Source organism: Candidatus Symbiopectobacterium sp., from assembly GCF_020054415.1.
In the GTDB taxonomy this organism is placed as follows: Bacteria; Pseudomonadota; Gammaproteobacteria; order Enterobacterales; family Enterobacteriaceae; genus Symbiopectobacterium.
This window is the reverse complement of record NZ_JAHWCO010000347.1, coordinates 1-13,261: the sequence shown is the minus strand read 5'-3', so window position 1 is coordinate 13,261 and position 13,261 is coordinate 1. Positions and strand designations below refer to the sequence as shown.

Genomic DNA, 13,261 nt, shown 5'->3' with positions numbered 1-13,261 from the left:
TCAGGTGGGTGAAGCCATGGCCATGGTCAAAGCGCTTAACCGGATCACGCTATTAGGAATGCCGAACAGTATTCGCATCACGTAACAATCGACCCGTATGGGGCGCAGTCATTACAAGTTCTGATTTATTCAACAAAGCCCGTTGGTTGCCATGATTGCCGTCGCCGTGACCCAGCAGCCAGCAGCAAGACGCGATTATTTCTGGCGGTACGACGCATTAACGTCCGGGAAAAATTCCGCGACGAGAAAGGAGAAATTGATGCCTGAGGGGCCAGAGATTCGCCGTGCCGCCGACGCGTTAGCCGCGGCGGTGGTGGGGGAGTTGTTAACCGGAGTTTGGTTTGCTTTCCCTGAATTAAAACCTTATGAAACAGAGCTTACAGGGCAGACGATCGAAAAGTTGGAAACACGCGGTAAAGCGCTGCTCACCTACTTTTCTAATGGGAGGATTCTTTATACCCATAACCAGCTTTATGGCCTGTGGCGAGTCGTTGATGCGGGCGTGGCGCCCGATACCAAACGCGATTTGCGCGTTCGTCTGGAAACGCAACACCGTGCGATTCTGCTGTATAGCGCCTCGGATATCGTCATGCTCACGCCGGATGTGCTTGCCACCCACCCGTTCTTGCAACGCATTGGCATTGATGTGCTTGATAGCTCCGTTAGCCCAGAACGGGTACGGGCCAGAGTGTTGAGTCACAGATTCTGCCGTCGCCGTTTGGGGGCTTGTTGCTCGATCAGGCTTTTTTAGCAGGACTGGGTAACTATTTGCGCGCGGAGATTTTATGGCAAGCAGCGCTGTCGCCGCAGCACACGGCGATGACGTTGGAGGAGGGGCAACTGACCGCACTGAGTGACGCGTTATTATCACTGCCGCGCCTTTCCTATCACACGCGGGGAACGGTGGATGACAATCACCATCACGGCGCATTGTTCCGTTTCAATGTTTTTGACCGTGAAGGAAAACCGTGTGAGCGCTGCGGACATCCCATCGTGCGCACCATGCTCTCGTCACGCCCGTTTTTCTGGTGCCCACATTGCCAGCATTGAGACGTAAAAAAGCCGGGAAAATCCCGGCGTTCGGAGTATTTGCTTCGCTGATGACGCTTAGCGATTGTTGAGCGAAGAGATGAAGTCGCGTTTGTCGTAGCCGGTATACAGCTGGCGCGGACGCGCAATCTTCAAGCCGTCGTCGTGCATTTCGTTCCAGTGAGCAATCCAGCCGACGGTACGTGCCATCGCGAAGATCACGGTGAACATAGAAGAAGGAATTCCCATCGCTTTCAGGATGATACCGGAGTAGAAATCCACGTTGGGGTAGAGTTTCTTCTCGATAAAGTAGGGATCGTTGAGCGCAATGTGCTCCAGCTCCATGGCCACTTTCAGCAGGTCATCTTTCATGCCCAGCTCTTTAAGCACTTCATGGCAGGCTTCACGCATTACGGTGGCACGCGGGTCATAGTTTTTATATACTCTGTGGCCGAAGCCCATCAGACGGAAAGGGTCGTTCTTGTCCTTGGCGCGTCTGACGAACTCAGGAATATGCTCAACTGAGTTGATTTCCTCCAGCATACGCAGACAGGCCTCGTTGGCACCGCCGTGCGCCGGCCCCCACAGAGACGCGATGCCCGCAGCGATACAGGCAAACGGGTTTGCGCCGGAAGAACCTGCGGTACGCACCGTCGAGGTGGACGCGTTCTGCTCATGATCGGCATGCAGGATCAGGATGCGGTCCATTGCGCGCTCCAGTACCGGATTCACCACATACTCTTCGCAAGGCGTAGCAAACATCATATGCAGAAAGTTGCCGGCGTAGGACAAGTCGTTGCGCGGGCAAACGAACGGCTGACCGAGGGAGTATTTGTAACACATGGCGGCCACGGTCGGCATTTTGGACAGCAGGCGATACGCGGCGATTTCGCGGTGACGCTCAATGCTGATATCCAGTGAATCGTGGTAGAACGCCGCCAATGCACCGGTTACGCCGCACAACACCGCCATTGGGTGAGAGTCGCGACGGAAACCGTGGAACAGACGCGTAATCTGTTCGTGGATCATGGTGTGACGGGTTACTGTGGTTTTGAAGGTGTCATATTGCTCGGGGGTTGGTGCTTCGCCGAACAGTAGAATGTAGCAGACTTCCAGACAAGTAGATTTCTCTGCTAATTGGTCGATAGGGAAGCCGCGATGCAGCAGCACGCCTTTATCACCGTCAATGTAGGTGATTTTTGATTCGCAAGACGCCGTGGAAGTAAATCCCGGATCGAACGTAAAAAAGCCTTTGGAACCTAGGCTACGGATATCGATTTCGTCTTGCCCAAGCGTGCCGGACAACACATCAAGCTCGATGGGCTCTTTACCATTTAGGGTAAGTGTCGCTTTCTTATCAGCCATTTACAGTCTCCTTAGCGCTTTAATTTTAAAAATTTATCACCGAAGAAATACCGTTATGCCTGTACACCGAACGGAGAAACTCGGCCAAACGCCGAAGTCTTGTTATTGGCACCTATCAGGGTACAGCATCGGGCAGTGGCCGGGCTCACCACCCCATCAAAGGAAAACCGTGTTCTTCTGGTTAGTAACGATTCTCTAAATTCTAGTCTACTCTAGTCATTAACATGAGTCATTAACATGACTTTCTACGTGGAATTCGACTTTCCACTGTTACAAAAGTTATGTCGCCTGGGAAAGCCTATCTTGAATTCTTAACGGGCGACTTTCATATTACAGCCCTATTTGTAATTTAATTGTTTAATATATGTCAAATTAGTTGGTTAATTTTATATAAAATGTGAAATAAGTGATCTGACTCACTGTTTAGCTGAAATGTCACCAAACAATTTGTGGGCTAATTGTAATAAGATTGTGAAGTACTTATACTCGCGTCAGGTCTCCGGAACCCCCTGAAGTAGGAGCACCCAGCGTGAATAAGTCATGTGTCGTTTAACATGGGATGTTGACGTTAAGGCCAACGTATCACCCGGAAGCATGTGGCTGCATTCTTCGCGCTGTCTGACCTAGTTACAGGTCCGGAGGAACGAAAAATAATAAAGGTGTGTGGGCAAATCCGTGAAAAAACAAAGACCTGTCAATCTGGATCTGCAAACGATTCAGTTTCCCGTAACTGCGATAGCCTCAATTCTTCACCGTGTCTCTGGCGTCATTACCTTTGTGGCCGTCGGCATCCTGCTGTGGCTGCTCGGGCACTCTCTTGCTTCAGAAGAGGGGTTTCTGTACGCCGCGGCCATTCTGGATAGCGTGATTGTTAAATTTATTCTGTGGGGCATCCTCACCGCGCTGGCCTACCACATTGTTGGCGGATTACGCCATCTGATGATGGACTTTGGCTTTCTGGAAGAAGATCTCGTGTCGGGAAATCGTTCCGCAAGGCTCTCTTTTATCATTACTGTCGTGCTTTCACTACTGGCCGGAGTCCTCGTATGGTAAGCAATGCTTCTGCATTAGGACGTAATGGCGTTCACGATTGGCTACTCATTCGCGCTTCTGCCATTGTTATCGTGCTCTACGTGATTTATCTCGTGGGGTTTATCGCGACTGCGGGGGATATCACCTATCCCGTTTGGCGCGGTTTCTTCGCGATGCCCCTCACAAACGTGTTCACGCTGCTGACGCTGTTCGCCATCCTGGTTCACGCTTGGATAGGGATGTGGCAAGTGCTGACTGACTACATCAAGCCGCTGGCATTGCGTCTGATATTGCAATTCGCCATCGTGGTAGCGCTGCTGGTGTACGTTATTTATGGAGCCGTTGTGGTGTGGGGGGCGTGATGAATTTACCAATTAGGCAATTTGATGCCGTTGTTATCGGCGCAGGCGGCGCAGGTATGCGCGCTGCGTTGCAAATCTCTCAAATGGGACTTTCCTGTGCGCTGCTGTCCAAGGTGTTCCCGACGCGCTCGCACACCGTGTCTGCTCAAGGCGGTATTACCGTGGCTCTGGGCAATACCCATGAGGATAACTGGGAATGGCACATGTACGATACCGTAAAAGGGTCGGACTATATTGGCGATCAGGATGCCATCGAATACATGTGCAAAACCGGCCAGGAAGCCATTCTGGAATTGGAGCACATGGGGCTGCCTTTCTCTCGTCTGGATGACGGTCGCATCTATCAACGTCCGTTCGGCGGGCAATCGAAGAATTTCGGCGGTGAGCAGGCAGCGCGTACCGCAGCGGCGGCAGACCGTACCGGACATGCCCTGTTGCATACCCTCTATCAGCAAAACCTGAAAAACCACACCACCATCTTTTCTGAATGGTATGCGCTGGATATGGTTAAAAATCTGGATGGCGCTGTATTAGGTTGTACCGCTATCTGTATCGAAACCGGCGAAGTGGTTTATTTCAAAGCACGCGCGACGGTACTGGCTACCGGTGGTGCAGGCCGCATTTACCAATCTACTACCAATGCCCACATCAATACCGGCGACGGCGTCGGTATGGCATTACGCGCCGGTGTGCCGGTGCAGGATATGGAAATGTGGCAGTTCCACCCGACCGGGATTGCGGGTGCGGGTGTGCTGGTCACTGAAGGCTGCCGTGGCGAAGGAGGCTATCTGCTCAACAAGCACGGTGAGCGTTTTATGGAGCGCTATGCGCCTAACGCCAAAGATTTGGCCGGGCGTGATGTTGTTGCGCGTTCCATTATGATTGAAATCCGTGAAGGGCGCGGCTGCGACGGTCCGTGGGGCCCGCATGCCAAGCTGAAACTCGATCATCTGGGTAAAGATGTGCTGGAATCCCGCCTACCGGGCATCCTGGAACTGTCTCGCACCTTTGCGCATGTCGATCCAGTGAAAAAACCGATTCCGGTCATCCCCACCTGCCACTATATGATGGGAGGCATTCCCACCAAGGTGAGTGGCCAGGCGTTGACGGTCAATGAAAAGGGCGAAGATGTGGTGGTGCCGGGGCTGTTCGCCGTAGGTGAAATTGCCTGCGTTTCCGTGCACGGTGCTAACCGTCTGGGCGGTAACTCTCTGCTCGACCTGGTGGTGTTTGGCCGCTCTGCGGGCATGCATTTACAAGAATCATTACAAGAGCAGGGTGAGCTGTGCGATGCCAGCGACAGCGATGTTGAGGCTGCATTGGAACGCCTGAATCGCTGGAACAATAACCGTACCGGAGAAGATCCGGTGGAAATCCGCAAGGCATTGCAATCCTGCATGCAGAACAACTTCTCGGTGTTCCGGGAAGGGGATGCAATGGCGAAAGGGTTGGAAGAGCTGAAGGTGATTCGCGAGCGCCTGAAAAATGCGCGCCTTGATGACACCTCTACGGAGTTCAATACCCAGCGCATTGAGTGTCTCGAGTTGGATAACCTGATGGAAACTGCCTATGCCACGGCCGTCTCCGCCAATTACCGCACCGAAAGCCGCGGTGCGCATAGCCGCTTCGATTATCCGGATCGTGATGATGAAAACTGGTTGTGTCATTCGTTGTATTTGCCGCAACACGAGAGCATGACGCGCCGCGAGGTGAACATGCAGCCTAAATTACGTCCGGCGTTTCCGCCGAAAATACGTACTTATTAATGTCGCGGAGATGGCACGATGAAACTTGAATTTTCAATTTATCGCTATAACCCGGATGTCGATGACGCACCGCACATGCAGGATTACACCCTGGAGGCGGAAGAAGGGCGCGACATGATGCTGCTTGACGCGCTGATCCAACTGAAAGAGCAAGATCCTACGCTGGCGTTCCGCCGTTCTTGCCGTGAAGGTGTGTGTGGTTCTGACGGCCTTAACATGAACGGCAAAAACGGGCTGGCTTGCATCACGCCGGTTTCGGCGCTGCAACGGGCCAAAGGTAAAATTGTTATCCGTCCGCTGCCGGGATTGCCGGTAATCCGTGATTTGGTGGTGGACATGGGACAGTTCTATGCCCAATATGAGAAAATAAAGCCTTACTTGTTGAATAATGGGAAGAATCCACCGGCGCGTGAACATTTGCAGTCACCGGACCAGCGTGCCAAGCTGGATGGATTGTATGAGTGCATCATGTGTGCCTGCTGTTCCACGTCTTGTCCGTCGTTCTGGTGGAACCCGGATAAATTTGTGGGCCCGGCGGGGCTACTGGCAGCTTACCGTTTCCTGATCGACAGCCGTGATACGGAAACCAAGCCGCGCCTGGATTCGCTGGATGATGCATTCAGCGTATTCCGCTGCCACAGCATCATGAACTGCGTTAATGTCTGCCCGAAAGGCCTTAACCCAACGCGGGCGATTGGTCACATCAAATCGATGTTGTTGCAACGCAGTGCCTAAGGCGCACCGCGAAACAGCGTAAGCGCCGCCACGCAGAGAAATTACGGCGCGGCGCAGAGGTAAAACTGCCGTATTGTGCAGTGGCAAGACGTAACATGATTATCCCCCCGGCTCGCTGCGGGGGAATGATAGGAAACCTTTAAAAACGGGCTTGTGCGCCAAACCGGTTTTTAAAGGTTCCTTAAAGGGGAAGGACACCTTGGCCCTGCGAATCTGACAGGGAATGAACCGGTTACAGTGCCTGATTTTTTTACGGCACAGGACATGTTAACCACGGCGAAAACTGAAGCTTATTAGCTTAAGGGATCACAATGCAGAACGGCGCAATGAAGGCCTGGCTGGATTCCTCCTATCTGGCGGGCGCGAACCAGTCCTACATAGAACATCTCTATGAAGATTTTTTAACCGATCCGGATTCTATCGATCTTAGCTGGCGGTCTATCTTCCAGCAGTTGCCTACGGCGGGGGTCAAACCCGATCAACTGCATTCCAAAACGCGCGACTATTTCCGTCGTCTGGCGAAAGATGCTTCGCGCTTTAGCTCCTCTGTGACCGATCCTGACATTGACGCCAAGCAGGTCAAAGTATTGCAGCTGATAAACGCGTTTCGTTTCCGTGGACATCAGCAAGCCAAGCTGGACCTGATCGACTTACGCCCACAAGCACCAGTTGCAGAATTGGATCTGGCTTACCATAACCTGACGGCTGATGACCTTCAGGACACCTATAACGTGGGCTCGTTCGCCATCGGCAAAGAGACCATGAAACTCGGTGAATTGTATGACGCCTTGAAGCGTACCTACTGCGGTTCTATCGGTGCTGAATACATGCATATCACGAGCACCGATGAGAAACGCTGGATTCAGCAGCGTATCGAATCCATTACCGGCCAGCCTTCTTTCAGTTTGGAAGAGAAGCGTCGCTTCCTGAAAGAGCTGACGGCGACGGAAGGGCTGGAGCGCTATTTAGGGGCCAAATATCCGGGTGCTAAACGCTTCTCGTTGGAAGGTGGCGATGCGCTGGTGCCGATGCTCAAAGAGATGATCCGCCATGCGGGCAACAACGGCACGCGTGAAGTGGTGCTGGGCATGGCGCACCGTGGCCGCCTCAATGTTCTGGTTAACGTGTTGGGGAAAAAGCCACAGGATTTGTTCGATGAATTTGCTGGTAAACATAAAGAGCATCTCGGCACCGGTGATGTGAAATACCATCAGGGTTTTTCGTCCGAATTTGCCACCGAAGGTGGTCTGGTGCATTTGGCGCTGGCGTTTAACCCCTCGCACCTTGAGATTGTCAGCCCGGTGGTAACCGGTTCCGTGCGTGCACGCCTCGATCGTCTCAGCAGTGAGAGCGGTCCGCGCGTATTGCCGGTGACGATTCACGGCGATGCGGCCATCAGCGGGCAGGGCGTGGTGCAGGAACTGCTGAATATGTCCACCGTGCGCGGCTATGAAGTGGGCGGTACGTTGCGTATCGTGATCAACAACCGCATCGGTTTTACCACCTCCAACCCGCTGGATATTCGTTCCACGGAATATTGCACCGACATTGGTAAAATGGTGCAGGCGCCAATTTTCCACGTTAACGCTGACGATCCGGAAGCGGTCGCTTATGTGACGCGCCTGGCGTTGGATTTCCGCAATGAATTCAAACGCGATGTGTTTATTGATCTGATTTGTTATCGCCGCCATGGTCACAACGAAGCAGATGAGCCAAGTGCGACGCAGCCGATGATGTACCGGAAGATCAAAAAACACCCGACGCCGCGTAAGGTGTATGCCGATCGCCTGGAACTGGAAAAAAGCATCACGCTGGAGGATGCCACCGAGCAGGTTAACCTGTATCGCGACGCGCTGGATGCAGGAGAATGCGTGGTGGAAGAGTGGCGTGAAATGGACATGCAATCTTTCACCTGGACGCCTTACCTTAACCACGAGTGGGATGAGCCTTATCCGCACAAGGTGGAGATGAAACGCCTGCAAGAATTGGCAAAACGCATCAGTGAAGTGCCGGAAGCCATTGAAATGCATCCGCGCGTCGTCAAGGTGTACGCCGATCGTGCCGAAATGGCGCTGTGTAACAAGCCCTTCGATTGGGGCGGCGCGGAAACACTGGCCTACGCCACACTGGTGGATGATGGCATTTCTATTCGTATTTCCGGTGAAGACAGTGGCCGTGGCACCTTCTTCCACCGCCATGCCGTGGTGCATAACCAAAAGAATGGCTCGAGCTACACACCACTGGAACATGTGCATAATGCGCAGGGCACCTTTAACGTGTGGGACTCGGTGTTGTCCGAGGAGGCGATTCTGGCGTTTGAATACGGCTACGCCACGGCAGAGCCGCGCACGTTGACCATTTGGGAAGCGCAGTTCGGTGATTTCGCCAACGGTGCTCAAGTGGTGATCGATCAGTTCATCAGCTCCGGTGAGCAGAAGTGGGGACGCATGTGCGGCCTAGTGATGCTGCTGCCGCATGGCTATGAAGGTCAAGGCCCTGAGCACTCCTCAGCGCGTCTCGAGCGTTATCTGCAACTGTGTGCCGAGCAAAACATGCAGGTGTGCATTCCGTCAACGCCGGCGCAGGTTTACCATATGTTGCGTCGTCAGGCGCTGCGCGGTATGCGGCGTCCGCTGGTGGTGATGTCACCGAAATCGCTGTTGCGCCATCCGCTGGCGATCTCCTCGCTGGAAGAGTTGGCTAACGGCGCGTTCCAGCCGGCTATCGGTGAAATTGACGAACTTGATCCGCAAGGAGTGAAGCGCGTCGTGCTCTGTACCGGCAAGGTCTACTATGATTTATTGGAACAGCGTCGTAAGAATGAGCAGAACAATGTGGCGATTGTGCGCATCGAACAACTCTATCCGTTCCCGCAGCAGGCGGTGCAGGCGGCGTTAGCGCCGTTCGCACACGTGCATGATTTTGTCTGGTGTCAGGAAGAGCCGCTCAATCAGGGGGCATGGTATTGCAGCCAGCACCGTTTCCGCGAAGTGATTCCCTTTGGAGCGTCTTTGCGTTACGCCGGACGCCCGGCATCCGCCTCTCCAGCGGTCGGTTATATGTCTGTGCATCAGAAACAACAGCAAGATCTGGTTAACGACGCGCTGAACGTTGATTAAATAAAAGGATAGATAATGAGTAGCGTAGATATTCTTGTCCCTGACCTTCCCGAATCGGTAGCTGATGCTTCCGTGGCGACCTGGCACAAAAAGCCGGGTGACAGCGTCCAGCGTGATGAAGTGCTGGTCGAAATTGAAACGGATAAAGTGGTGTTGGAAGTGCCTGCACCAGAAGCGGGTGTGCTGGATGCCGTGCTGGAAAGCGAAGGCGCTACGGTGACATCGCGCAAAATTCTTGGGCGTCTGCGCCGTGGCGATAGCTCCGGAAAGGAAACCAGCGAGAAAGCGCAGAGCAAAGGGTCTACGCCTGCCCAGCGCCATACCGCAGGGTTGACCGAAGAGAACAGCGATGCGCTCAGCCCGGCGATTCGTCGCCTGATCGGTGAGCACGGTCTGGATGCGGCTGCGATTAAAGGCAGTGGCGTGGGTGGCCGTATCACGCGTGAAGATGTCGAAAAACATCTGGCAGCGCAGGCTGCCAGCGGCAGCGACAAAAAAGCAGAGAAAGCCGCAGATGCTGCACCGGCGCTGGCTCATCGCAGCGAAAAACGCGTGCCAATGACGCGACTGCGTAAGCGGGTTGCTGAACGCTTGCTCGAAGCGAAAAACAGTACCGCCGTGCTGACGACCTTTAACGAAGTCAACATGAAACCGATTATGGACCTGCGTCAGCAGTACGGCGAAGCGTTTGAAAAACGCCACGGCGTACGTCTGGGCTTTATGTCGTTCTACATCAAAGCCGTGGTGGAAGCGCTGAAACGCTATCCTGAGGTGAACGCCTCCATCGACGGCGAAGATGTGGTGTACCACAACTATTTCGATGTCAGTATCGCCGTCTCCACGCCGCGCGGTCTGGTTACGCCAGTGCTACGCGATGTTGATGCGCTGGGCATGGCTGACGTTGAGAAGAAAATCAAAGATCTCGCAGTAAAAGGGCGCGACGGCAAGCTGACGGTAGAAGAACTGACCGGCGGTAATTTTACTATTACCAACGGTGGCGTGTTCGGCTCCCTGATGTCCACCCCTATCATCAACCCGCCACAGAGTGCGATTCTGGGCATGCATGCCATTAAAGACAGACCGATGGCCGTGGATGGTCAGGTGGTGATTCTGCCGATGATGTACCTGGCGCTTTCTTACGATCACCGGTTGATCGATGGTCGTGAATCCGTGGGCTTTTTGGTCACGGTAAAAGAGATGCTGGAAGATCCAACACGCCTGCTGCTCGATGTATAGCGCGTGATGGCGTAGAACGCCGCCGCCTGCCGAGCTGCGGTCATACGGTGGGTATTGGTTTACTTTGTGCTATGCAGCCGCCCTTGGCGGCGTTATCCAATAATATCAAGAAAGTCATGCGACTTATCTTCAAACCGAGATGGATAGAACATCATGAATTTACATGAATATCAGGCAAAACAGCTCTTTGCTCGATATGGCCTGCCGGCGCCGACCGGTTATGCCTGCACCACGCCGCGCGAAGCAGAAGAGGCCGCCTCGAAAATTGGTGCCGGTCCGTGGGTAGTGAAATGCCAGGTACATGCGGGTGGCCGCGGTAAAGCGGGCGGCGTAAAAGTGGTGAGCAGCAAAGAAGATATTCGCGCGTTTGCGGAAAATTGGCTGGGCAAACGTTTGGTGACCTACCAAACGGATGCGCAAGGCCAGCCTGTGCATCAGATTCTGGTGGAAGCCGCAACCGATATCGATCAAGAACTCTACCTCGGCGCCGTGGTTGATCGCGCTACGCGTCGTGTGGTGTTTATGGCCTCAACCGAAGGTGGGGTGGAAATTGAAAAAGTGGCGGAAGAAACGCCGGAACTGATTCATAAAGCCGCGCTCGACCCATTGACCGGCCCGCAGCCTTATCAGGGGCGTGAGTTGGCCTTTAAACTGGGGCTGAGCGGTAGGCAAGTGGCGCAGTTCACCAAGATTTTCATGGGTCTGGCGACCTTGTTCCTAGAGCGCGATCTGGCACTGGCGGAGATTAACCCGCTTGTGATCACCAAGCAGGGCGATCTGGTCTGCCTGGACGGTAAACTCGGCGCTGACGGCAATGCGCTGTTCCGCCAGCCGGAGCTGCGCGAAATGCGCGATCCGAGCCAGGAAGATTCTCGCGAAGCGCATGCTGCACAGTGGGAACTGAACTATGTGGCGCTTGATGGCAACATTGGTTGCATGGTGAACGGTGCGGGTCTAGCCATGGGCACCATGGACATCGTCAAACTGCATGGCGGTGCGCCGTCCAACTTCCTGGATGTGGGCGGTGGTGCAACCAAAGAGCGTGTGATCGAAGCCTTTAAAATCATTCTCTCCGACGACAACGTGAAAGCGGTACTGGTCAATATCTTTGGCGGTATCGTGCGCTGTGATCTGATCGCTGACGGCATCATCGGTGCGGTAGCAGAAGTGGGCGTTAACGTACCTGTGGTGGTGCGCCTGGAAGGAAACAATGCGGAACTGGGTGCCAAGAAGCTGGCAGACAGCGGCCTGAATATCATCGCCGCCACCAGTTTGACAGATGCAGCTCAGCAGGTTGTGAAGGCAGCGGAGGGTAAATAATGTCTATTCTGATTGATAAGCACACTAAAGTCATTTGCCAGGGATTCACCGGCAGCCAAGGCACCTTCCACTCTGAGCAAGCGCTCGCTTATGGTGCCAAGCTTGTGGGCGGCGTGACGCCCGGTAAAGGCGGCACTGAACATTTGGGATTACCGGTGTTCAATACCGTGCGCGAAGCGGTGGAAGCGACCGGCGCGACGGCTTCGGTGATTTACGTCCCAGCACCGTTTTGCAAAGACTCAATTCTGGAAGCGATTGATGCGGGAATTGAACTGGTTATCTGTATCACTGAAGGTATTCCGACGCTGGATATGCTGACCGTGAAGGTGAAGCTGGAACAGAGCGGCGTACGGATGATTGGGCCTAACTGTCCGGGCGTGATCACCCCCGGTGAGTGCAAAATTGGCATTATGCCCGGCCATATTCATAAACCGGGCAAGGTGGGGATCGTTTCTCGTTCAGGAACGCTAACCTACGAAGCGGTGAAACAGACCACCGACACCGGGCTTGGTCAGTCAAGCTGTGTTGGTATCGGCGGTGACCCGATTCCGGGTTCCAACTTTATCGATATTCTGGCATTGTTCGAACAGGATCCACAAACCGAGGCCATCGTGATGATCGGTGAAATCGGTGGCACAACGGAAGAGGAAGCGGCAGCCTATATCAAAGCGCATGTCACCAAACCGGTGGTAGGGTACATCGCCGGTGTGACGGCACCAAAGGGCAAGCGTATGGGCCATGCAGGTGCCATCATTGCGGGTGGTAAAGGCACGGCGGATGATAAATTTGCGGCGCTGGAAGCGGCTGGTGTGAAAACGGTGCGCAGCCTGGCGTATATCGGCGATGCCGTGAAAGCTGTATTGGCGCGTTAGTGCCTTGCCATAACCGCGTGTTGTTGCTGATGAAACAACCTTAAACAGTGACACACGCTCGCCATCGGCATTCCCGCGAAAGCGGGAATCTCGTGCGATAGGATGCGTTTTTTCTTTCAGAGATCTTTGGCTTTCACCGAGGATGACGAGAGGTAAAGTGATTTGCCAGCAGCCTGAGGGCCATCTTTGGATGGCCCTTTTTTTATTGCCAGTACAGTAATAAAAGGGCTTTGTTGAATAATAGGTAATCATGCTGTTTTTCCATGCCAGTTTTGGTTGAAAATGCGGCTTTGTTGAATAAATCAGAACTTGTGACGACTGCGCCCCATACGGGTCGATTGTTACGTGATGCGAATACTGTTCGGCATTCCTAATAGCGTGATCCGGTTAAGCGCTTTGACCATGGCCATGGCTTCACCCACCTG

The 13,261-nt window shown here is 53.7% G+C and carries 9 protein-coding genes and 3 pseudogenes; 10 read left to right on the top strand and 2 right to left on the bottom strand.

Annotated elements, in window-relative coordinates:
- Together QZ506_RS10335 and nei are read left to right on the top strand one after the other, a co-directional pair.
- Nucleotides 1-85, top strand: a pseudogene (locus QZ506_RS10335) (lipoprotein); the annotation flags it as partial.
- A 174-nt stretch (nucleotides 86-259) separates the two neighbouring features.
- Nucleotides 260-1,050, top strand: a pseudogene (gene nei, locus QZ506_RS10330) (endonuclease VIII).
- 57 nt (nucleotides 1,051-1,107) lie between these two features.
- Here the strand turns inward: nei and QZ506_RS10325 are convergent.
- Nucleotides 1,108-2,394, bottom strand: a complete 1,287-nt coding sequence (locus tag QZ506_RS10325) for a citrate synthase (RefSeq protein ID WP_291970910.1) — start codon at nucleotides 2,392-2,394, stop codon at nucleotides 1,108-1,110.
- A 663-nt stretch (nucleotides 2,395-3,057) separates the two neighbouring features.
- Here QZ506_RS10325 and sdhC point away from each other — a divergent pair.
- The 8 genes from sdhC (at nucleotide 3,058) to sucD (ending at nucleotide 12,836) form a co-directional block, all read left to right on the top strand.
- Nucleotides 3,058-3,447 (top strand): succinate dehydrogenase cytochrome b556 subunit, encoded by a 390-nt coding sequence (sdhC, locus tag QZ506_RS10320; protein WP_291970909.1) that lies wholly within the window; start codon nucleotides 3,058-3,060, stop codon nucleotides 3,445-3,447.
- A complete protein-coding gene (gene sdhD / locus QZ506_RS10315) occupies nucleotides 3,441-3,788 on the top strand; it encodes a succinate dehydrogenase membrane anchor subunit (RefSeq protein ID WP_291970907.1) in 348 nt (115 codons plus the stop codon). Before sdhC ends, sdhD begins: the two co-directional genes overlap by 7 nt.
- Nucleotides 3,788-5,554 carry a succinate dehydrogenase flavoprotein subunit gene (gene sdhA / locus QZ506_RS10310; protein ID WP_291970906.1) on the top strand — a complete coding sequence of 589 codons (1,767 nt, stop codon included), beginning with the start codon at nucleotides 3,788-3,790 and terminating at the stop codon, nucleotides 5,552-5,554. The genes sdhD and sdhA overlap by 1 nt, the downstream gene beginning before the upstream one ends.
- An 18-nt stretch (nucleotides 5,555-5,572) precedes the next feature.
- Nucleotides 5,573-6,289, top strand: a complete 717-nt coding sequence (locus QZ506_RS10305) for a succinate dehydrogenase iron-sulfur subunit (RefSeq protein ID WP_291970904.1) — start codon at nucleotides 5,573-5,575, stop codon at nucleotides 6,287-6,289.
- A gap of 311 nt (nucleotides 6,290-6,600) precedes the next feature.
- Entirely contained in the window at nucleotides 6,601-9,408 is a 2,808-nt protein-coding gene (gene sucA / locus QZ506_RS10300; protein ID WP_291970902.1) for a 2-oxoglutarate dehydrogenase E1 component, read from the top strand.
- 15 nt (nucleotides 9,409-9,423) lie between these two features.
- Nucleotides 9,424-10,644 carry a 2-oxoglutarate dehydrogenase complex dihydrolipoyllysine-residue succinyltransferase gene (odhB, locus tag QZ506_RS10295; protein WP_291970900.1) on the top strand — a complete coding sequence of 407 codons (1,221 nt, stop codon included), beginning with the start codon at nucleotides 9,424-9,426 and terminating at the stop codon, nucleotides 10,642-10,644.
- Nucleotides 10,645-10,797: 153 nt separating this feature from the next.
- A complete protein-coding gene (gene sucC / locus QZ506_RS10290) occupies nucleotides 10,798-11,964 on the top strand; it encodes an ADP-forming succinate--CoA ligase subunit beta (RefSeq protein ID WP_291970899.1) in 1,167 nt (388 codons plus the stop codon).
- On the top strand, nucleotides 11,964-12,836 hold the full coding sequence (gene sucD, locus QZ506_RS10285; RefSeq protein WP_291970897.1) for a succinate--CoA ligase subunit alpha: 873 nt from the start codon (nucleotides 11,964-11,966) through the stop codon (nucleotides 12,834-12,836). Before sucC ends, sucD begins: the two co-directional genes overlap by 1 nt.
- Nucleotides 12,837-13,177: 341 nt before the next feature.
- On the opposite strand, the pseudogene QZ506_RS10280 reads toward sucD, so the two are convergent.
- Nucleotides 13,178-13,261, bottom strand: a pseudogene (locus tag QZ506_RS10280) (lipoprotein); the annotation flags it as partial.

Excerpts from the sequence above, each read along its gene's own strand:
- QZ506_RS10325 (WP_291970910.1), bottom strand. The coding sequence starts at position 2,394 with ATGGCTGATAAGAAAGCGACACTTACCCTAAATGGTAAAGAGCCCATC.
- sdhD (WP_291970907.1), top strand. The coding sequence starts at position 3,441 with ATGGTAAGCAATGCTTCTGCATTAGGACGTAATGGCGTTCACGATTGG.
- sdhA (WP_291970906.1), top strand. The coding sequence starts at position 3,788 with ATGAATTTACCAATTAGGCAATTTGATGCCGTTGTTATCGGCGCAGGC.
- QZ506_RS10305 (WP_291970904.1), top strand. The coding sequence starts at position 5,573 with ATGAAACTTGAATTTTCAATTTATCGCTATAACCCGGATGTCGATGAC.
- sucA (WP_291970902.1), top strand. The coding sequence starts at position 6,601 with ATGCAGAACGGCGCAATGAAGGCCTGGCTGGATTCCTCCTATCTGGCG.
- odhB (WP_291970900.1), top strand. The coding sequence starts at position 9,424 with ATGAGTAGCGTAGATATTCTTGTCCCTGACCTTCCCGAATCGGTAGCT.
- sucC (WP_291970899.1), top strand. The coding sequence starts at position 10,798 with ATGAATTTACATGAATATCAGGCAAAACAGCTCTTTGCTCGATATGGC.
- sucD (WP_291970897.1), top strand. The coding sequence starts at position 11,964 with ATGTCTATTCTGATTGATAAGCACACTAAAGTCATTTGCCAGGGATTC.